At 62.5% G+C, this 20,492-nt stretch carries 20 protein-coding genes; 18 read left to right on the forward strand and 2 right to left on the reverse strand.

The features are described 5' to 3' along the window. The first annotated feature begins 36 nt into the window (after positions 1-36). From pyrG to AC6CIG_RS22710, 15 genes are all read left to right on the forward strand, one after another. Entirely contained in the window at positions 37-1,674 is a 1,638-nt protein-coding gene (pyrG, locus tag AC6CIG_RS22640; RefSeq protein WP_437407828.1) for a CTP synthase, read from the forward strand. A 151-nt stretch (positions 1,675-1,825) separates the two neighbouring features. Continuing rightward, positions 1,826-2,716: a VOC family protein gene (locus tag AC6CIG_RS22645; RefSeq protein ID WP_018097814.1), complete on the forward strand. Its 891-nt coding sequence runs from the start codon at positions 1,826-1,828 to the stop codon at positions 2,714-2,716. Next, complete coding sequence (kdsA, locus tag AC6CIG_RS22650) at positions 2,716-3,558, forward strand: 3-deoxy-8-phosphooctulonate synthase (protein WP_437407795.1); 843 nt, start codon at positions 2,716-2,718, stop codon at positions 3,556-3,558. The genes AC6CIG_RS22645 and kdsA overlap by 1 nt, the downstream gene beginning before the upstream one ends. A 136-nt stretch (positions 3,559-3,694) precedes the next feature. Then, positions 3,695-4,969 carry a phosphopyruvate hydratase gene (eno, locus tag AC6CIG_RS22655; RefSeq protein WP_010969226.1) on the forward strand — a complete coding sequence of 425 codons (1,275 nt, stop codon included), beginning with the start codon at positions 3,695-3,697 and terminating at the stop codon, positions 4,967-4,969. A gap of 414 nt (positions 4,970-5,383) precedes the next feature. After that, positions 5,384-5,704, forward strand: a complete 321-nt coding sequence (locus tag AC6CIG_RS22660; RefSeq protein ID WP_018097812.1) for an FtsB family cell division protein — start codon at positions 5,384-5,386, stop codon at positions 5,702-5,704. A gap of 136 nt (positions 5,705-5,840) precedes the next feature. Then, positions 5,841-6,887: a pyruvate dehydrogenase (acetyl-transferring) E1 component subunit alpha gene (gene pdhA / locus AC6CIG_RS22665; protein ID WP_003535472.1), complete on the forward strand. Its 1,047-nt coding sequence runs from the start codon at positions 5,841-5,843 to the stop codon at positions 6,885-6,887. Positions 6,888-6,904: 17 nt separating this feature from the next. Beyond that, positions 6,905-8,284 carry a pyruvate dehydrogenase complex E1 component subunit beta gene (locus tag AC6CIG_RS22670; protein WP_437407794.1) on the forward strand — a complete coding sequence of 460 codons (1,380 nt, stop codon included), beginning with the start codon at positions 6,905-6,907 and terminating at the stop codon, positions 8,282-8,284. Between the two features lie 13 nt (positions 8,285-8,297). Further along, positions 8,298-9,644: a pyruvate dehydrogenase complex dihydrolipoamide acetyltransferase gene (locus AC6CIG_RS22675; RefSeq protein ID WP_018097810.1), complete on the forward strand. Its 1,347-nt coding sequence runs from the start codon at positions 8,298-8,300 to the stop codon at positions 9,642-9,644. A 56-nt stretch (positions 9,645-9,700) separates the two neighbouring features. After that, complete coding sequence (locus AC6CIG_RS22680) at positions 9,701-10,342, forward strand: SGNH/GDSL hydrolase family protein (RefSeq protein WP_437407793.1); 642 nt, start codon at positions 9,701-9,703, stop codon at positions 10,340-10,342. Between the two features lie 2 nt (positions 10,343-10,344). Further along, positions 10,345-10,926, forward strand: a complete 582-nt coding sequence (locus AC6CIG_RS22685) for a GNAT family N-acetyltransferase (RefSeq protein ID WP_437412526.1) — start codon at positions 10,345-10,347, stop codon at positions 10,924-10,926. Between the two features lie 17 nt (positions 10,927-10,943). Further along, entirely contained in the window at positions 10,944-12,389 is a 1,446-nt protein-coding gene (lpdA, locus tag AC6CIG_RS22690; RefSeq protein WP_437412520.1) for a dihydrolipoyl dehydrogenase, read from the forward strand. A 75-nt stretch (positions 12,390-12,464) separates the two neighbouring features. Beyond that, complete coding sequence (locus tag AC6CIG_RS22695; RefSeq protein WP_018097806.1) at positions 12,465-12,716, forward strand: GlsB/YeaQ/YmgE family stress response membrane protein; 252 nt, start codon at positions 12,465-12,467, stop codon at positions 12,714-12,716. A 134-nt stretch (positions 12,717-12,850) separates the two neighbouring features. Then, positions 12,851-13,822, forward strand: coding sequence for a lipoyl synthase (gene lipA, locus AC6CIG_RS22700; protein WP_437407791.1), 972 nt, complete (start codon positions 12,851-12,853; stop codon positions 13,820-13,822). 75 nt (positions 13,823-13,897) lie between these two features. Then, positions 13,898-14,461, forward strand: a complete 564-nt coding sequence (locus AC6CIG_RS22705) for a P-loop NTPase family protein (protein WP_437407790.1) — start codon at positions 13,898-13,900, stop codon at positions 14,459-14,461. A 10-nt stretch (positions 14,462-14,471) separates the two neighbouring features. Beyond that, entirely contained in the window at positions 14,472-14,921 is a 450-nt protein-coding gene (locus AC6CIG_RS22710) for a type II toxin-antitoxin system RatA family toxin (protein ID WP_437407789.1), read from the forward strand. Here AC6CIG_RS22710 and AC6CIG_RS22715 read toward each other — a convergent pair. Together AC6CIG_RS22715 and AC6CIG_RS22720 are read right to left on the reverse strand one after the other, a co-directional pair. Continuing rightward, entirely contained in the window at positions 14,909-15,406 is a 498-nt protein-coding gene (locus AC6CIG_RS22715) for a CinA family protein (RefSeq protein ID WP_437407788.1), read from the reverse strand. The genes AC6CIG_RS22710 and AC6CIG_RS22715 overlap by 13 nt on opposite strands. Beyond that, the gene (locus AC6CIG_RS22720; RefSeq protein WP_437407826.1) at positions 15,387-16,619 is read right to left on the reverse strand and encodes a bifunctional 2-C-methyl-D-erythritol 4-phosphate cytidylyltransferase/2-C-methyl-D-erythritol 2,4-cyclodiphosphate synthase; all 1,233 of its coding nucleotides are present in this window, start codon (positions 16,617-16,619) and stop codon (positions 15,387-15,389) included. The genes AC6CIG_RS22715 and AC6CIG_RS22720 overlap by 20 nt, the downstream gene beginning before the upstream one ends. A 148-nt stretch (positions 16,620-16,767) precedes the next feature. Here AC6CIG_RS22720 and dusB point away from each other — a divergent pair, with 148 nt between their 5' ends. From dusB to ntrC, 3 genes are read left to right on the forward strand one after another with little or no spacing between them, the layout of a single operon-like run. Then, on the forward strand, positions 16,768-17,796 hold the full coding sequence (gene dusB, locus AC6CIG_RS22725; protein WP_018097801.1) for a tRNA dihydrouridine synthase DusB: 1,029 nt from the start codon (positions 16,768-16,770) through the stop codon (positions 17,794-17,796). Next, positions 17,793-18,941, forward strand: a complete 1,149-nt coding sequence (locus AC6CIG_RS22730) for a two-component system sensor histidine kinase NtrB (protein ID WP_437407787.1) — start codon at positions 17,793-17,795, stop codon at positions 18,939-18,941. Before dusB ends, AC6CIG_RS22730 begins: the two co-directional genes overlap by 4 nt. Continuing rightward, positions 18,938-20,392, forward strand: coding sequence for a nitrogen regulation protein NR(I) (ntrC, locus tag AC6CIG_RS22735; protein ID WP_437407786.1), 1,455 nt, complete (start codon positions 18,938-18,940; stop codon positions 20,390-20,392). The genes AC6CIG_RS22730 and ntrC overlap by 4 nt, the downstream gene beginning before the upstream one ends. Positions 20,393-20,492: the final 100 nt, after the last annotated feature.

The following is a 20,492-nucleotide window of genomic DNA, read 5'->3' on the forward strand; positions in this document are numbered from 1 at the left end:
TTTTCGGTGGCGGAATCGTTTGTGAAAAGGTATCCGGTGACTCCCATGGCGCGATATGTATTCATCACTGGCGGCGTGGTCTCCTCCCTCGGAAAAGGCATCGCTGCGGCCGCTCTTGGAGCGTTGCTGCAGGCGCGTGGCTACCGTGTGAGGCTGCGCAAGCTCGATCCCTACCTGAACGTCGATCCGGGCACCATGAGCCCCACCCAGCACGGAGAGGTGTTCGTCACCGACGACGGCGCGGAGACGGATCTCGATCTCGGGCACTACGAGCGTTTCACGGGCCGCTCCGCGACCAAGACCGACAACATCACCACAGGGCGGATCTACAAGAACATTATCGACAAGGAGCGGCGCGGCGACTATCTCGGCGCGACGGTCCAGGTGATCCCGCACGTCACAAATGAAATCAAGAACTTCGTCACCGAAGGCAATGAGGACTACGATTTCGTCATCTGCGAAATCGGCGGCACCGTCGGCGATATCGAGGCGATGCCTTTCATGGAGGCGATCCGCCAGCTCGGCAACGACCTGCCGCGCGGGACCGCCGTCTACGTCCATTTGACGCTGATGCCCTACATTCCGGCCGCGGGCGAGCTGAAGACAAAGCCGACCCAGCATTCCGTGAAAGAACTGCAGGCGCTCGGCATTCACCCGGATATCCTGCTCGTGCGCGCCGACCGCGAAATTCCGGAAGCGGAACGCCGCAAGCTGTCGCTCTTCTGCAATGTCCGCCAGTCCGCGGTCATCCAGGCGCTCGACGTCGCTTCGATCTATGACGTGCCGATCGCCTATCACAAGGAAGGGCTCGACAACGAAGTGCTTGCCGCCTTCGGCATCGAGCCGGCGCCGAAGCCGCGCATGGAAGCTTGGGAAGACGTGGCGCACCGGATCCGCACGCCGGAAGGCGAGGTGACGATCGCGATCGTCGGAAAATATACCGGTCTGAAGGATGCCTATAAGTCGTTGATCGAGGCGCTCTACCATGGCGGCATCGCCAATCGCGTCAAGGTCAAGCTCGAGTGGATCGAGTCGGAGGTCTTCGAAAAGGAGGACCCGGCGCCCTATCTGGAAAAGGTCCACGGCATTCTCGTTCCGGGCGGCTTCGGCGAACGCGGCTCGGAAGGCAAGATCAATGCGGCGCGGTTCGCCCGCGAGCGTAAGGTGCCCTATTTCGGCATCTGCTTCGGAATGCAGATGGCCGTCGTAGAAGCGGCGCGCAATCTTGCCGGTATCGAAAAGGCGTCCTCGACGGAGTTCGGCCCGACCAAGGAGCCGGTCGTCGGCCTGATGACCGAGTGGGTGAAGGGCAATGAACTCGAGAAGCGGTCGGCCGCGGGCGATCTCGGCGGCACCATGCGCCTCGGCGCCTATCGCGCGGCCTTGAAGCCCGACACCAAGATCGCCGCGATCTATGGGGCGCCCGATATTTCCGAGCGTCATCGCCACCGCTACGAGGTCAATGTAGATTATAAGAGCCGCCTGGAATCCTGCGGCCTGGTCTTCTCCGGCATGTCCCCGGATGGCGTTCTGCCGGAGACGATCGAGTATCCAGACCATCCCTGGTTCATCGGCGTTCAGTACCATCCGGAACTGAAGTCGCGTCCGCTCGATCCGCACCCGCTCTTTTCGAGCTTCATCGAGGCAGCGCTCGAACAGTCCCGGCTCGTGTAGCCGGGTCACCGAACGGGCAATCACTTCTGCGGCCGCCTGCAAGAGGCGGCCGTTCGCATTTCCGGTCACGGTTCCGGGCGCCCGCCGCCGCGCTTGCAATCGGCGGTCAAAAGTTGCAAACAGCGGCAAACCGGTCATCAGGGAATCCGCCATGAGCCAATCCAAGCGAACCGCCCGCCCGCTCGATCATCTCGTGCTGCCGGTGGCCGATCTCGCGCGGACGAGGCAGCGCCTGGCGGCGCTCGGCTTCACGGTTGCCGATGAGGCGCGCCACCCGTTCGGCACCGCAAATGCCTGCGTCTTCTTCTCGGATAACACCTATCTGGAGCCGCTCGCCGTCGCTTCGCGGGAGGAATGCGAGGCAGCCGCGCTTGAAGGCAACGCCTTCGTGGCGCGTGACCAGGCTTTTCGCTTTCGCCAGGGGGCCGAGGGTCTGTCGGCCGTCGTGCTCGGGACGCCGGACGCTGCCGAAGATCACATCCGGTTCCGCTCCCGCGGCATATCCGGCGGCGAAATGCTCGAATTCTCACGGCCTATGCGGCTGCCCGACGGGCGCGAAGGGCTCGGTTCCTTCCGGCTTTCCTTTGCAGCGGATCTGCGTTCGCCGGACTTTTTCCTTTTTGCCTGTCAGCGCCTGCGTGCGCTGCCGGTCGACAGCAGCTCGCTTCACCGCCATGGAAACGGCGTGCTCGGCATTGCCGAGGTCGTGCTTTCGGAGCAGAACCCGACGGATTTCCAGTATCTTCTGCAGGAAGCCGTGGACGAGCGCGAGGTCTCGGCCCATTCCTTCGGCATGGACATCCAGGCAGGCAGTGCCAAAATCAGCGTCCTGACCCCGGCCGGCGTGCAGGCATTCTTCGGTCGCTCAATCGAGGGTGCAGAGCGCGGCTTGCGGGGTCGCGCCGTGGTCTTCCGCGTGAGCGACCTGGAGGCCACGCGGGCGCTGTTTGCGCAGAACGATATCGAATTCGCAGAAATGGGCGGACGCCTCATCGTTCCGGAAGCGCCGGGGCAGGGTGTAATCTTCGCCTTTGGAGGATGATGATGGAAACCAATTCAAGAGTCGTCGTCGGCGAAGGTGCCGGCCAGGTGGTGTTCTCGCAGAAGGAACGGCTGACACTGATCGCCGGACCGTGTCAGATGGAGAGCCGCGAACACGCCTTCACGATTGCGGGGGAGCTCGTCGAGCTCTGCAAATCGCTCGGGCTCGGACTCGTTTATAAATCTTCGTTCGACAAGGCGAACCGCACCTCGCTCTCCGGCAAGCGCGGCATCGGGCTCGACAAGGCGATGGAGGTCTTCGCCGACCTCAAGCGGGAGTTCGGTTTTCCGGTCCTGACGGACATCCATACGGAAGAGCAATGCTCTGCCGTGGCCGAGATCGTCGACATCCTGCAGATCCCGGCCTTTCTGTCACGGCAGACGGATCTGCTCGTCGCCGCGGCGAAGACGGGGCGGGCGATCAACGTCAAGAAGGGCCAGTTCCTCGCCCCTTGGGACATGAAAAATGTCCTTGCCAAGTTCACCGAGAGCGGCAACCCGAACGTGCTCCTCTGCGAGCGCGGCGCTTCCTTCGGCTATAATACGCTGGTCTCCGACATGCGCTCGCTGCCGATCATGGCGGCACTCGGCGCTCCGGTGGTCTTCGATGCGACCCATTCCGTGCAGCAGCCGGGCGGTCAGGGAGGCTCCACGGGCGGCCAGCGTGAGTTCGTCGAGACATTGGCGCGCGCGGCCGTCGCTGTCGGTGTCGCCGGTGTCTTCGTAGAGACCCACGAGGATCCCGACAACGCGCCTTCCGACGGTCCGAACATGGTGCCGCTGAAGGACATGCCGCGGCTGCTTGAAAAGCTGCTGGCCTTCGACGCCGTTGCAAAAGCGTGAGCCTCGGTGTCCCGCTTCGTGAATTTTTCATGAAGCGGGCCCGGCGGCCGGATTTTGCAATCCCGGCGCCATTGTAATTTCGGGGCCCTGAATTAAGACAGGCCGACCATTATCATCGTCCATAAGGGAAGAGATCATGACTGCAATCATCGACATCATCGGCAGAGAGATACTCGACAGCCGCGGCAACCCGACCGTCGAGGTCGATGTCCATCTCGAGGATGGCAGTTTCGGTCGCGCGGCGGTTCCCTCGGGCGCCTCCACCGGTGCGCATGAAGCCGTCGAACTGCGCGATGGCGGCACGCGTTACCTTGGCAAGGGCGTCGAACGCGCCGTCGATGCGGTGAACGGCGAGATATTCGAAGCGATCGGCGGCCTCGACGCTGAAAACCAGATTCAGATCGACCGTACCATGATCGAGCTCGACGGCACGCCGAACAAGTCGCGCCTCGGCGCCAACGCCATTCTCGGCGTTTCGCTCGCCGTCGCGAAGGCCGCCGCTGAAGCCTCCGGCCTGCCGCTCTATCGTTATGTCGGCGGCCCGAATGCGCATCTTCTGCCCGTTCCGATGATGAACATCATCAATGGCGGCGCTCACGCCGACAATCCGATCGACTTCCAGGAATTCATGATCATGCCGGTCGGCGCCGAGACCCTGAAGGACGCCGTCCGCATGGGTTCGGAAGTCTTCCACACGCTGAAGAAGCAGCTCGCCGCGGACGGCCACAATACCAATGTCGGCGACGAAGGCGGCTTCGCGCCGGGCCTCGCTTCCGCGCCGGCAGCCCTCGACTTCATCATGAAGTCGATCGAGAAGGCCGGCTACAAACCGGGCGAGGACATGTATGTCGCTCTCGACTGCGCTTCGACCGAATTCTTCAAGGACGGCAAGTACGTCCTCGAGGGTGAGGGCCGTACGCTGGAGCCGGGCGCCATGGCCGAGTATCTCGCCGAGCTCGCCGGCAAATATCCGATCATCTCGATCGAGGACGGCATGGCTGAAGACGATTGGGACGGCTGGAAATCCTTGACCGACCTCGTCGGCAACAAGTGCCAGCTCGTCGGCGACGACCTGTTCGTGACCAATTCTGCGCGCCTGCGCGACGGCATCAAGATGGGCGTCGCGAACTCCATCCTCGTCAAGGTCAACCAGATCGGGTCGCTTTCGGAAACGCTCGACGCGGTCGAGACCGCGCACAAGGCGCGTTACACCGCCGTCATGTCGCACCGCTCCGGCGAGACCGAGGATTCGACGATTGCCGACCTTGCGGTCGCCACCAATTGCGGTCAGATCAAGACCGGCTCGCTCGCACGTTCCGACCGGCTCGCCAAGTACAACCAGCTGATCCGTATCGAAGAGCAGCTCGGCCCGCAGGCGCAATATGCCGGCCGCTCCGTGTTGCGCGGTTGATTGAAAGGCGGGGGCATCTGATCCTCTCGCGGGACGATTGCCCTGGGGCAGACGATAAACGTTTGACCTTCGCATGCCCAAAACTGCTACGGGTTCTCCCCCCTTGTGGGGGGAGACGACAAGCGGCCTGACCAGTCGGTTCTCTCCGTAGCAACGGTTCCGCCAGAGGAGCAGCCCTGGCGGTTTGACGGGGAGAAGGGAAAAGCGGCGGCGCTACGAGTCTCCTTCGCCCCGCTTGCGAGCCGACCGCTCCGTCCTCCGAGTTCTCTTTCCATTCGCAAATTGCTTATGGTCAACCGTCGGTTAATCAATCGACGCTAGTCTTCATCTCCGTACTGCGTATTGGAGCGGGCGCGGGACAATGGTTTGCAGTATCTCCTGCAGCCCGCGCCAACTCAATTCAGGGCATGAGCGATGTGGACACGGCATCATAAGAAGCGGAGACTGGGGCGATTGGTGGTGCCGTTGCTGGCGGTCGCCTTCCTTTCCTATTTCGGCTATCATTCGATCCATGGCGGTTATGGTCTGGAGGCGACGAAGGAGTTTGACCGTCAGATTGCCGAGCGGCAGGCACGGCTGGACGAGCTCACTCAGACGCGAAAAATCCTGGAAAAGGAAGTCGAGCTGATGAGCGACGGTTCGCTCGAGAGAGACATGCTGGATGAGAAGGCTCGCCTCGCGCTCAACATGTCGCGCAGCGACGAGATCGTTATTTTCCACCATTCTGAGGATTAACCTGAAATAGGTTAATCGAAAATTCGCGTTATATATCAACGTGTTGACGCGAATAATAGCCATGCAAATATAGCATTGCTGCCGCGCTTTTCTTTCCCTATGGTAGCCGCCAAAGGCTAACCATTGGGAGGAACGAATGGCTCCGCGAAAATCCGCGTCCGTTTCCAGCCGCAAGACCGCTGCCAAGCCGGCCAAGAAAGATTTTGCCGGCGGCACGATCGCCGAATTCTCCAAGGAAGACGATCTCAAGGCCTACCGCGAAATGCTGTTGATCCGGCGTTTCGAGGAAAAGGCCGGCCAGCTTTACGGCATGGGATTCATCGGTGGTTTCTGTCACCTCTATATCGGCCAGGAAGCCGTCGTCGTCGGGATGCAGCTGGCGCTGAAAGAGGGCGACCAGGTCATCACCGGCTATCGCGACCATGGCCACATGCTCGCCTGCGGCATGAGTGCGCGCGGCGTGATGGCGGAGCTCACCGGTCGCCGTGGCGGCCTTTCCAAGGGGAAAGGCGGCTCGATGCACATGTTCTCCAAGGAGAAGCACTTCTACGGCGGCCACGGCATCGTCGGTGCACAGGTCTCGCTGGGGACCGGCCTCGCTTTCGCCAACAGGTATCGCGGCAACGACAATGTAAGCCTCGCCTATTTCGGCGACGGTGCGGCGAACCAGGGTCAGGTCTATGAGAGCTTCAACATGGCCGCTCTCTGGAAGCTGCCGGTGATCTACATCGTCGAGAACAACCGTTATGCCATGGGTACCTCCGTGTCGCGGGCATCGGCGCAGACCGATTTCTCCCAGCGCGGCGCTTCCTTCGGCATTCCCGGCTATCAGGTCGACGGCATGGATGTCCGCGCCGTCAAGGCCGCTGCCGACGAGGCGGTCGAACATTGCCGTTCCGGCAAGGGCCCGATCATCCTCGAAATGCTGACCTACCGCTATCGCGGCCATTCGATGTCCGATCCGGCGAAGTATCGCTCGAAGGACGAAGTGCAGAAGATGCGTTCGGAGCATGATCCGATCGAGCAGGTGAAGGCCCGTCTGACGGATAAAGGCTGGGCCACCGAGGACGAACTGAAGCAGATCGACAAGGAGGTTCGCGACATCGTGGCGGACAGTGCCGATTTCGCCCAGTCTGATCCGGAGCCGGATGTCTCCGAGCTCTACACCGATATCCTGCTTTGATCCGGGGAGGGACAAATATGCCTGTAGAAATCCTTATGCCTGCCCTTTCCCCGACAATGGAGGAAGGCACGCTCTCCAAGTGGCTGAAGAACGAGGGGGACAAGGTGTCCTCCGGCGACGTCATCGCAGAAATCGAAACCGACAAGGCCACGATGGAAGTGGAAGCGGTAGACGAAGGCACGATCGGCAAGCTGCTGATTGAAGCCGGCACCGAGGGTGTGAAGGTGAACACGCCGATCGCCGTGCTGTTGCAGGATGGCGAAGCCGCAAGCGACATCGATTCCATGAAGGCCGAAGCCCCGAAAGCGGAAGCACCGAAGCCGGCCGAGGCGGAAGCGCCGGCTGCTTCCGCGGCGCCCGTCGCGGCGCAGCCCAAGGCGGTTCCTTCCGACCCGGCTATTCCGGCCGGAACCGAAATGGTGACGATGACCGTCCGCGAAGCGCTTCGCGACGCGATGGCCGAAGAGATGCGCGCCAATGAGGACGTCTTCGTCATGGGCGAAGAGGTCGCCGAATACCAGGGCGCCTACAAGGTCACGCAGGGCCTGTTGCAGGAATTCGGTGCGCGCCGCGTGGTCGACACGCCGATCACGGAACATGGCTTTGCCGGCGTCGGCGTCGGCGCGGCGATGACGGGTCTGCGCCCGATCGTCGAGTTCATGACCTTCAACTTCGCCATGCAGGCGATAGACCAGATCATCAATTCGGCCGCCAAGACGCTCTATATGTCCGGCGGCCAGATGGGCGCGCCGATCGTCTTCCGCGGGCCGAGCGGTGCTGCTGCCCGCGTCGCCGCGCAGCACTCCCAATGCTATGCCGCCTGGTACAGCCACATTCCGGGCCTGAAGGTCGTCATGCCCTATACGGCGGCAGACGCGAAGGGGCTGCTCAAGGCAGCCATCCGCGATCCGAACCCGGTGATCTTCCTCGAAAACGAGATCCTTTACGGCCAGTCCTTCGAAGTGCCGAAGCTCGACGATTTCGTGCTGCCGATTGGTAAGGCCCGCATTCATCGTGCCGGCAAGGACGCGACGCTCGTCTCCTTCGGCATCGGCATGACCTATGCGATCAAGGCCGCGGCGGAGCTCGAGGCGCAGGGTATCGACGTCGAGATCATCGACCTTCGCACGATCCGTCCGATGGACCTGCCGACCGTCATCGAATCCGTCAAGAAGACCGGCCGCCTGGTTACCGTCGAGGAAGGCTATCCTCAATCCTCCGTCGGCACCGAGATCGCCACCCGCGTCATGCAGCAGGCCTTCGACTATCTCGATGCGCCGATCCTGACGATCGCCGGCAAGGACGTGCCGATGCCTTATGCGGCCAACCTTGAAAAGCTTGCTCTGCCGAATGTCGCGGAAGTCGTCGATGCGGTGAAAGCCGTCTGCTACAAATAAAGGGGGTCGTTCGATGCCAATCAACATCACCATGCCGGCCCTCTCTCCGACCATGGAAGAAGGCAATCTGGCCAAATGGCTGGTCAAGGAAGGCGACAAGGTCAAGTCCGGCGATGTGATCGCCGAGATCGAGACCGACAAGGCGACGATGGAAGTGGAAGCCGTCGACGAGGGCACGGTCGCCAAGATCGTCGTTCCCGCCGGCACTGAAGGCGTCAAGGTCAATGCGCTGATCGCGGTTCTCGCCGGCGAGGGCGAAGACATCGCGACTGCCGCCAAGGGCGGCAACGGTGCAGCGGGAGCAGCCCCGGCACCGAAGCCGCAGGAAACAGGCGAAACGGCACCGGCCGCCGCGCCGGCACCCGCCGCCGCGCCGGCACCGCAGGCTGCTGCTCCGGCTTCTCCTGCACCCGCCGCCGACGGCGAAGGCAAGCGGATCTTTTCGTCGCCGCTGGCCCGCCGCATCGCTAAGGAGGCAGGCATCGACCTTTCGGCGATCGCCGGTTCCGGACCGCATGGCCGCGTCGTCAAGAAGGACGTCGAGGCAGCCGTTTCCGGCGGCGCAGCCAAGCCCGCCGCCGCGCCGGCAGCAGCTCCGGCCCCGGCGACGCTCGCAAAGGGCATGTCGGAGGATGCCGTCCTCAAGCTCTTCGAGCCGGGCTCCTACGAACTCGTGCCGCATGACGGCATGCGCAAGACGATCGCCAAACGCCTTGTCGAATCGAAGCAGACGATCCCGCACTTCTATGTTTCGGTCGATTGCGAGCTCGACGCGCTTCTGGCGCTGCGCGCCCAGCTGAACGCCGCAGCACCTGAAAAGGATGGTAAGCCGGTCTACAAGCTTTCCGTGAATGACATGGTGATCAAGGCGCTTGCTCTGGCATTGCGCGACGTTCCGGATGCGAATGTGTCCTGGACCGATCAGAACATGGTCAAGCACAAGCACGCGGACGTCGGCGTTGCTGTTTCCATTCCCGGCGGCCTGATCACGCCCATCGTCCGCCAGGCGGAGTTGAAAAGCCTCTCGGCGATCTCCAACGAGATGAAGGATCTCGGCAAGCGCGCCAAGGAGCGCAAGCTGAAGCCTGAAGAATATCAGGGCGGCACCACGGCCGTTTCGAATATGGGCATGATGGGCGTCAAGGACTTCGCCGCCGTCGTCAATCCGCCGCACGCGACGATCCTCGCGGTCGGCGCCGGCGAGGACCGTGTCGTCGTCAAGAACAAGGAGATGGTCATCGCCAATGTGATGACCGTTACGCTTTCGACCGACCATCGCTGCGTCGATGGCGCGCTCGGCGCCGAACTGCTCGCCGCCTTCAAGCGCTACATCGAAAACCCGATGGGCATGCTCGTCTGATGCGATCCGGACCGGCTTCCCAGCCGGTCCTTTCCCCATGAAAAGCGAGTAGGCAGATGAAGACAGTCCTTTGCTACGGTGACAGTCTGACCTGGGGATACGATGCAAGTGGTTCCGGCCGGCATGCGCTGGAGGACCGCTGGCCGAGCGTGCTGCAGAATGCGCTCGGTTCGAATGTGCATGTCGTCGCCGAAGGGCTGAACGGGCGGACGACCGCCTATGACGACCATCTCGCCGATTGCGACCGGAACGGGGCGCGTGTCCTTCCGACGCTCCTGCACACCCACGCGCCGATCGATCTCATCCTCCTCCTGCTCGGCTCGAACGATATGAAGCCGATCATTCACGGCACCGCTTTCGGTGCGGTGAAGGGTATCGAGCGCCTCGTCAATCTGGTGCGCAGGCACGACTGGCCGACGGAAACGGAGGAGGGGCCCGAAATCCTCATCGTCTCGCCGCCGCCGCTCTGCGAAACGGCCAACAGCGCTTTTGCCGCCATGTTCGCGGGTGGGGTCGAGCAATCCGCAATGCTGGCGCCGCTTTATCGCGATCTCGCCGACGAGCTCGACTGCGGCTTCTTCGACGGCGGATCAGTGGCCAGGACGACGCCGATCGACGGTGTCCACCTCGACGCGGAGAACACCCGGGCGGTCGGCAGAGGATTGGAGCCTGTCGTGCGGATGATGCTCGGGCTTTGACGATGACGGCTGGCGCGACCTTCAGGCCTGCGAAGCGAAGCGAGGCAGCGGAACTTGCGATCCTGATCGACATCGCCTCACACGGCTTTGCCTCATGGCTCTGGTACGGCGGCGTTCTGAGCAAATCCGCGGAAACCGCCTTCGAGCATGGCCGCAACGTGCTGCGTCGGGATACCGGGCCGGGTGCCTGGCGCGATGCGGTGGTGGCCGAAATCGGAGACGAGATCGTCGGCATGTCGGTTTCCTACGGCATCGATGCATCGATTCTCGAGATCGAGCCGAAACATCCCGTGCTTGCGCCCTTGCTTTTCCTGCAGAAGCAGGTGGTCGGCCACTGGTTCGTCGATAGCCTCGGCGTTTACCGCCATCACCGTGGTAAAGGCATTGGCCGCGCTCTGCTCGAGAACGAGTTTTCCCGCGCTGGGCAGGGGCCGGTGAGCCTGATCACCGAAAGCCACAATGAAACGGCGCAGGCGCTCTACAGGATGAACGGCTTCGAGGAGGTGGCGCGGGCCGGGGCCGTGCCGCTCTTCGAAGACAGCAGAAAACACGACTGGGTGCTTTTCACCCGCAACGCCGCTTGACCAAAGGTAGGAAAAACATGGCTGAGAATTACGACGTGATCGTTGTCGGTTCGGGTCCGGGCGGATACGTGACCGCCATTCGTTCGGCGCAGCTGGGCTTGAAGACGGCGATCGTCGAGCGGGAGCATTTGGGCGGGATCTGCCTCAACTGGGGCTGCATTCCGACCAAGGCGCTGTTGCGCTCCGCCGAAATTCTCGACCATGCCAACCATGCCAAGAACTACGGGCTGACCCTCGAAGGCAAGATGACCGCCAACGTCAAGGATGTCGTCGCCCGCTCGCGCGGCGTCTCTGCGCGGCTGAACGGCGGCGTCGCCTTCCTGATGAAGAAGAACAAGGTGGACGTGATCTGGGGCGAGGCGAAGCTCACCAAACCCGGCGAGATCGTCGTCGGCGCGCCGTCCAAGCCGGCCGTCCAGCCGCAGAACCCGGTTCCGAAGGGCGTCAAGGGAGAGGGGACCTATACGGCCAAGCACATCATCGTCGCGACCGGCGCGCGCCCGCGAGCGCTGCCCGGCATCGAGCCGGACGGCAAGCTGATCTGGACCTATTTCGAGGCGATGAAGCCGGAGGAGTTCCCGAAGTCGCTGCTCGTCATGGGCTCCGGCGCGATCGGCATCGAATTCGCGAGCTTCTACCGCTCGATGGGCGTCGACGTGACCGTCGTCGAACTGCTGCCGCAGATCATGCCGGTCGAGGATGCGGAAATTTCCGCCTTGGCCCGTAAGCAGCTCGAAAAGCGCGGCCTGAAAATCATCACCGATGCCAAGGTGACGAAGGTCGAGAAGGGCGCGAACGACGTCACGGCGCATGTAGAGACGAAGGACGGCAAGGTCACGCCGATCAAGGCGGACCGTCTGATCTCCGCCGTCGGCGTTCAGGGCAACATCGAGAATCTCGGCCTCGAGGCTCTCGGCGTGAAGACCGACCGCGGCTGCATCGTCACCGATGGCTACGGCAAGACCAATGTCGCGGGCATCTATGCGATCGGCGACGTCGCCGGGCCGCCGATGCTGGCCCACAAGGCCGAGCATGAGGGCGTCATCTGCATCGAGAAGATTGCCGGGGTTCCCGGCGTGCACGCACTCGACAAGGGCAAGATCCCGGGCTGCACCTATTGCGACCCGCAGGTCGCCTCCGTGGGCCTTACGGAAGCGAAGGCCAAGGAACTCGGCCGCGACATCCGCGTCGGCCGATACAGCTTCGGCGCAAACGGCAAGGCGATCGCGCTCGGCGAAGACCAGGGCCTGATCAAGACCATCTTCGACAAGAAGACCGGCGAACTCATCGGCGCCCATATGGTAGGCGCCGAAGTGACGGAACTCATCCAGGGCTTCGTCGTCGCCATGAACCTGGAGACGACCGAAGAGGAACTGGTGCACACGGTGTTCCCGCACCCGACCCTCTCGGAGATGATGAAGGAAAGCGTGCTCGATGCCTACGGCAGAGTATTGAACGCCTGATGACGCGCGGCCGTCCGGAACTTTCGGCTTTTTCACGCATTGATTGCATGACATCTACAATGCGGGGAGGTTCTCATGAGCTTGAATGGCGTAGGTATCCTGGCGGCGATCATCATCGGCGGGCTTGCCGGCTGGCTGGCGGAAAAATTCATGAACAGCCAGATGGGGCTGTTCGCGAACATCATCCTCGGCATTATCGGCGCCGTGGTGTTGAATTTCATTCTCGCGGCGCTCGGCATGGCTTACAGCGGCTGGATCGCCTACCTCATCATCGGATTCATCGGTGCCTGCCTGTTGATCGCAGCGGGGCGCGCCGTCCGAGGGTAGGGCCATTCACCCATCGCTTGCCGTCAGGCTGCCATGCAAATGGTGGCCTGACTTTTCATGTCCGGCTGTTTATATAAGGCGACAAGGTGCGGGCGGCCTTGTTGCCGCTCGCCCGTCACTATGAAGGAAGACACATGGTAACGGTTTTCGACGCCGTCTCGGATCGGGCGCAGCGTGTTCGTCACCCGGAAAAGGCCCACCGGCCAGACACCGAGGTCCTGCGCAAGCCGGACTGGATCCGTGTGAAGGCACCGACCTCCAAGGGGTATCAGGAGACCCGTTCGATCGTGAAGAGCCATAAGCTCGTTACGGTCTGCGAGGAAGCCGGGTGCCCGAACATCGGCGAGTGTTGGGACAAGAAGCACGCGACGTTCATGATCATGGGCGAGATCTGCACGCGTGCCTGTGCCTTCTGCAATGTCGCGACGGGCAAGCCCAATGCCCTCGATCTGGACGAGCCCGCAAATGTCGCCAAGGCGGTGAAGCAGATGGGCCTGAGCCATGTCGTCATCACCTCCGTCGATCGCGACGACCTCGACGATGGCGGCGCGGAGCATTTCGAGAAGGTCATCTTCGCGATCCGGGAAGCCTCGCCGGAAACCACGATCGAAATCCTGACGCCCGATTTCCTGCGCAAGCCCGGCGCGCTGGAGCGTGTCGTGGCCGCCAAGCCGGACGTTTTCAACCACAACCTCGAAACGGTTCCGTCCAACTACCTGACGGTCAGACCGGGCGCGCGCTATTTCCACTCGATCCGGCTTCTGCAGCGCGTGAAGGAACTCGATCCCACCATGTTCACCAAGTCGGGCATCATGGTCGGCCTCGGCGAGGAGCGCAACGAAGTGCTGCAGCTGATGGACGACCTGCGTACCGCCGATGTCGATTTCCTGACGATCGGCCAATATCTGCAGCCGAGCCGCAAGCATCACAAGGTCGAGAAATTCGTCACTCCGGAAGAATTCAAGTCCTACGAGACGGTGGCCTACACCAAGGGCTTCCTGATGGTGTCCTCGAGCCCGCTGACCCGCTCGTCCCACCATGCCGGGGACGACTTCGCCCGGCTCAAGGCGGCACGCGAGAAGAAGCTGGTGGCCGCGGCGGAATAAGTTCCCGCTCAACGTTGCTGGGAACGACAGCCGCGGGCGCCTGGGCGTTGCGGCGTTTCCTGTCCTGGGGGCGGAATGGCGACTTACTTGAGCGATATCGCGAAGGCGGCTTCTTTGCTTTCCGGTGCGAAACGTGTCCTTGTCATAGGCTGCTCCGGGGGCGGCAAGACGACCCTCGCGCGCTGGCTCTCAGCACGTTTGGACCTGCCATTCGTTTCGATGGACCAGGCGTTCTTCTGGCTGCCCGGCTGGGTGTCGAGGCCGCGCCAGGAACAAAGATCCTTGATAGCAGAAAGAATAGCAGAGCCGGAATGGATCATGGACGGAACCAATCCGTCGAGCTTTGACCTTCGGGTACCGCGTGCCGACTTCGTTATATGGGTGCGCATGCCGCGCCGGCTCTGCCTGTGGGGCGTTGCGCGGCGCTGGCTGAAGTGGCGCGGACGAGCGCGACCGGAAATGGCCGACGGTTGCCCGGAGCGGGTCAGCAGGGATTTCATTCGTTACATCTGGACTTTCGAGCACGAGTTCGCGCCCAAAATCGCGGCAGAGCTGCGGCGGTATGCCGTCCCGATCCTGGAGATAAGAAGCCGGGCACAAATGCGCCGCCTCCTTGATCTTCTCGCGCTGCAGCCTTAACTCACAATCCATGCCCCATTTCGAAACCAACCACGTCGTCAAGCACTCGGCCGAGCAGATGTTCGCTCTCGTCGCCGATGTCGAGCGCTATCCGGAGTTCCTGCCCCTTTGCGAAGCGCTGAGCGTACGCTCACGCAAGGAGCGCGACGGCAAGGTGCTGCTGCTTGCCGACATGACCGTGGGCTACAAGGCGATCCGGGAAACATTCACGACGCAGGTGCTTCTCAAAAGGGAAGAGCGGATCATCGACGTCAATTATATCGAGGGTCCGTTCAAGTACCTCGACAATGTCTGGCGTTTCGAGCCCGTGAACGATAACCAATCGATCGTGCATTTCTGCATCGACTATGAATTCAAGAGCCGCCTTCTGGGCGCGCTCATGGGCTCGATGTTCGATCGCGCCTTCCGCATGTTCTCCGAAGCATTCGAAAAGCGGGCGGATGTGATCTACGCGGCGTAAGCCAGTTCTGCGACCAGATCGAGCGCCGTGTGCACGGTGGCAAGCCGCACCGCAGCCCGGCCGATGTCTCCATAGCGCATCTCCCGGTGAGCCGTCGCGCCGTTACGGGCGGCGGCGGCGAGATGAACGAGGCCAACGGGCTTCTCGGCGGAGCCGCCGCCCGGGCCGGCTATGCCCGTGACGGCTATGGCGATATCGGCGGCTGAGTGCGAAACCGCTCCGCGGGCCATTTCGATGGCCGTCTCACGCGAGACGGCGCCATGTGCGGCAAGCGTTGCGGGATTAACGCCAAGCATCTCGACCTTGGCTTCGTTGGAATAGGTGACGAAGCCGCGGTCGACGACGGAGGACGAGCCTGCGATCTCCGTCAAGGCGCCGGCGATCAGGCCGCCGGTGCAGGACTCCGCCGTCGCCAGCTTCAGTCCGAGGGAAGTGAGATCCCGGATTATGGCCCGCGCTTTCTCTTCAGTATCGGTCGTCCACATCGGGCTTGCTCCGTGATGCATAGACGACGGTCGCGGTGGCGATCGCCGCAATTCCTTCATTCCGCCCGACAAAGCCGAGTTTCTCGTTGGTCGTCGCCTTGATCGAACAGCGGTCGAGCGAAATGCCGAGTATCGCTGCAAGGTTTTCTCGCATCTGCTGACGGTGCGGCCCGACCTTGGGCGCCTCGGCGATCAGCGATATGTCGGCATTGGTAATAGTGCCGCCGCGCTCGCGGACGATCTGCGCAGCGTGTTCGAGAAAGATGCGCGAAGCCGCGCCCTTCCACTGCGGGTCGGATGGCGGGAAGTGGTCGCCGATATCGCCGGCACCGCAAGTGGCGAGCAGGGCGTCCGTCAAGGCATGCAGGGCTACATCCGCGTCGGAATGGCCGGAGAGTTTGCGGTCGTGGGGGATGAAGACACCACAGAGGGTTACGCCGTCGCCGTCCACGAGTTGATGCACGTCATAGCCGTTGCCGGTGCGCACATCGGGAATGGCCATGCGGGTCAGTTTCTCGTCTGCCATCGACAGGTCCCTCCGGAGCGTCAACTTGAAATTGTCCACGGTTCCTTCCACCAGAAGGACGGGGATGCCGGCCCATTCGGCGATCGAGGCGTCGTCCGTAAAGTCGGACCTGCCGCCTGCCGCCGCTTGCCGGTGAGCGGAGAGGATAGGCTCGAGGCGGAAGCACTGCGGCGTCTGTGCGGCATAGAGATCGGTTCGCGGAACGGTCTCAGCGACGAGGCCGGCCGGCGTCCTACGCTTCAGCGTGTCGGCGACTGCAATTGCCGGCAGGAGGGCCTGGGCGCCGCCACGAAGCGCCGCACCGCAGCGATCGAGCAGTGCGTGATCGAAAAAGGGTCGCACCGCGTCGTGGATCATCACGTATTCCACGCCTGTAGCGGCGACCGCTTCCAGCCCGGCAAGCACCGAAAGCTGGCGTGTCGCTCCGCCGTGGACTACTGTCAGCTCCGAAGTTGCCGCCATCCGCCGGCGGGCCGCCGCGAACAGTTCTTCATCGTCCGGGTGGATCACGACGACGACAGGTCCCGTTCCGGGCCATGTCGCGAAAATGTCAAGCGTATGGGCGATAACGGGGCGATCACCGATCGTGCGGTATTGCTTCGGTCCCTCGGCCGACTGGCCGGCGCGCTCGCCGCGGCCGGCCGCAACGATCACGACGCCGCAGGAGAACTGTTCTTCGCCTTGCATCTTCTGTATGTGGTCCCGCATTCGCCAATATTCGCCGTGATGTACCGCGAAGGTCCTGCCATGGCCAGCCATGCGAGGAATTTTGTCCCGCGCGTCGAAAAGGCTTGGCAAGCAGAAGAACAATGTCTAAAAATAGTGCAAGATTTTCATGTGCCTGAAAGATATGCATTTGCCCTCGACGGCTTTTTCACCCTCGCTTCTGATCGGGAATGTCGAAATCCGCAATCGCGTAGCGCTCGCGCCGATGTCCGGCGTGACGGATCTGCCCTTTCGTACGCTTGCCTGGCGTTTCGGGGCCGGGTTCGTCGTGACCGAGATGGTGGCGAGCCGCGAACTGGTCGGTAATGCCGCCGAATCCTGGGCGCGGCTGAAGAATTCCGGCATCGACCCCCACATCGTGCAACTCGCCGGGCGTGAGGCGCATTGGATGGCCGAGGCGGCGAGGATCGTCGAGGCCAATGGCGCCGATATCATCGACATCAACATGGGCTGCCCTGCGAAGAAGGTCACCGGCGGCTATTCCGGATCTGCGCTGATGCGCGATCCGGATCACGCGCTTTCGCTGATCGAAGCGACGGTCAACGCAGCCACGGTCCCGGTAACGCTCAAGATGCGCCTCGGCTGGGATGAGAATTCGATCAATGCGCCGCTGATTGCCCGCAGGGCCGAGGAGGCAGGCGTGAAGGCGATCACCATTCATGGACGCACACGCATGCAATTCTACAACGGCAAGGCCGATTGGGATGCGATTCGGGCCGTCCGCGAGGTGGTCTCCGTCCCGCTGATTGCCAATGGCGATGTGGGTTCGGTTGCCGATGCGCACGAGATCCTGCGCCGGTCGGGTGCGGACGCCGTCATGGTCGGTCGATCGTGCCAGGGGCGGCCGTGGCATGCCGGCGTTCTCGCCGGCGCTGCGGCTCACCCGGATGCGTCGGGCGTCGCCTGCATATTTGCGGAGCATTACGAGATGATGCTGGAATTCTACGGCGTGGAGGTCGGGCTGCGGACCGCCCGCAAACACGCGGGCTGGTATCTCGATCGTTTCGCGCCCGAGCTTCCCGCTTCGGAGAAGGCCGCGATTCTGACATCGACCGATACGGCTTTCGTACGCGACAGCGTGGTAGCCGCCATTGCTCGCTCCGGCGATGCGGCGGCGAGGGAGGAGATTGCGGCATGACGGAGAAGGCAACGGCACCGGTGGAAGGCGCCAACGATCTTTCCATGGCCGTGCTGAACGCGATCCAGAATCCGGTCATCCTGGTGGACGAGAATGGCTTCGTCGCCTTCGCGAACTGGGAGGCCGAATCCTTCTTCGGGGCCAGCGCCAACCATCTTGCGCGGCACGAGATCAGCGCCTTCATTCCGTTCGGCAGCCCGCTCCTGACGCTGATCGAGCAGGTTCGCGAGCGGCGGGCGGCGGTCAACGAGTACCGGGTGGACCTCAGCTCTCCGCGCCTTGGAGCCGACAAGCTCGTCGACCTTTATGTGGCCCCGGTACTGTCGCAACCCGGATCGGTGGTGATCGTCTTCCAGGAGCGGTCCATGGCGGACAAGATCGACCGCCAACTCACCCACCGTGCCGCAGCGCGGTCCGTCACCGGCCTTGCTTCCATGCTCGCCCACGAGATCAAGAATCCGCTTTCGGGCATTCGCGGCGCCGCGCAGCTCCTGGAAACCTCCGTCAATGACGAGGATCGCGCCCTGACGAGACTGATCTGCGACGAGACCGACCGCATCGTCTCGCTCGTAGACCGGATGGAGGTCTTCTCGGACGAGCGCCCGGTCGACCGCTTGCCGCTCAACATCCATGCGGTGCTCGACCACGTCAAGGCGATCGCCAAGGCCGGCTTTGCCCGGAGAATCAAGATCTCGGAACATTACGATCCGTCGCTTCCCCCGGTTTTCGCAAACCGCGACCAGTTGGTTCAGGTCTTCCTTAATCTGATCAAGAATGCGGCCGAGGCGATCGGCGACAGGTCGGACGGCGAGATTCTGCTGACAACGGCCTATCGGCCGGGCATTCGCCTGTCGGTCGCCGGAACGCGCGAAAAGATTTCGCTGCCGTTGGAATTCTGCGTGCATGACAACGGTCCAGGCGTCCCCCCCGATCTGCTGCCGCATCTTTTCGACCCGTTCATCACCACCAAGACGAACGGGTCCGGTCTCGGCCTGGCGCTTGTGGCCAAGATCATCGGCGGCCACGGCGGCATCGTCGAATGCGACAGCCAGCATAGCCGCACGACCTTCCGCGTTCTCATGCCGGCATCCAAGGGGTTGGCGGCCGATGACGAAACTCCGATGACAAAAGGAACCGATGGATGACGGGCGCAACGATCCTCGTCGCGGATGACGACGCTGCCATTCGCACCGTGCTGAACCAGGCGCTCAGCCGTGCCGGATACGATGTGCGCATCACCTCCAATGCTGCAACCCTCTGGCGCTGGATAGCGGCCGGCGACGGCGACCTGGTCGTGACCGATGTCGTCATGCCGGATGAAAACGCCTTCGATCTCCTGCCGCGGATCAAGAAGGCGCGGCCGGATCTGCCGGTTCTCGTGATGAGCGCGCAAAATACCTTCATGACGGCCATCAAGGCTTCGGAGAAGGGCGCTTACGACTATCTGCCGAAGCCCTTCGATCTGACGGAGCTGATCGGCATCATCGGCCGGGCGCTCGCCGAACCCAAGCGGCGGCCCTCGAAGCTCGAGGACGATTCGCAGGACGGGATGCCGCTCGTCGGCCGTTCCGCCGCGATGCAGGAAATCTACCGTGTGCTTGCCCGGCTGATGCAGACCGACCTCACGCTGATGATCACCGGCGAGTCCGGCACCGGCAAGGAACTCGTTGCCCGTGCATTGCACGATTATGGCAAGCGGAGAAACGGCCCCTTTGTCGCCATCAACATGGCGGCGATCCCGCGCGACCTCATTGAGTCGGAACTGTTCGGTCATGAGAAGGGGGCTTTCACCGGCGCACAGACGCGCTCCACCGGTCGTTTCGAGCAGGCCGAGGGGGGGACGCTCTTCCTGGACGAAATCGGCGACATGCCGATGGATGCGCAGACGCGTCTCCTGCGCGTGCTGCAGCAGGGCGAATATACGACCGTCGGCGGACGCACGCCGATCCGCTCGGATGTCCGCATCGTCGCCGCCACCAACAAGGACCTGAAACAATCGATCAATCAGGGCCTTTTCCGCGAGGACCTTTACTATCGCCTGAATGTCGTGCCGCTGCGTCTGCCGCCCCTGAGAGACCGCGCCGAAGACATCCCGGACCTTGTCCGCCATTTCGTCCAGCAGGCCGAAAAGGAAGGGCTCGACGTCAAGCGCTTCGATCAGGAGGCTCTGGAGTTGATGAAGGCGCATCCCTGGCCGGGCAATGTGCGCGAACTCGAGAACCTCGTTCGCCGTCTGACGGCACTTTATCCACAGGATGTCATTACCCGCGAAATCATCGAGAACGAACTGCGCTCGGAGATACCGGACAGCCCGATCGAGAAGACTTCGGCGCGCTCGGGCTCGCTGTCGATATCGCAGGCGGTCGAGGAGAACATGCGGCAGTATTTCGCGAGCTTTGGCGATGCCTTACCGCCCTCCGGCCTTTACGACCGCGTCCTTGCTGAAATGGAATATCCTCTGATTCTCGCGGCTCTGACGGCGACCCGCGGCAACCAGATCAAGGCGGCCGACCTCCTGGGTCTCAACCGCAATACGCTGCGCAAGAAGATCCGCGAACTCGGGGTCTCGGTGTACCGCAGCTCGCGTAGCGCTTGACTGAGATGCAACACCGTTGCATTTTCGCCACAATGCGTTGCTTGAACCTCGCATAAGCGTCGATTCGCCGGCGCTCGGTCGCAGCCCGTCGATCAGACCG

It is taken from the genome of Sinorhizobium sp. GQ132, assembly GCF_059758575.1.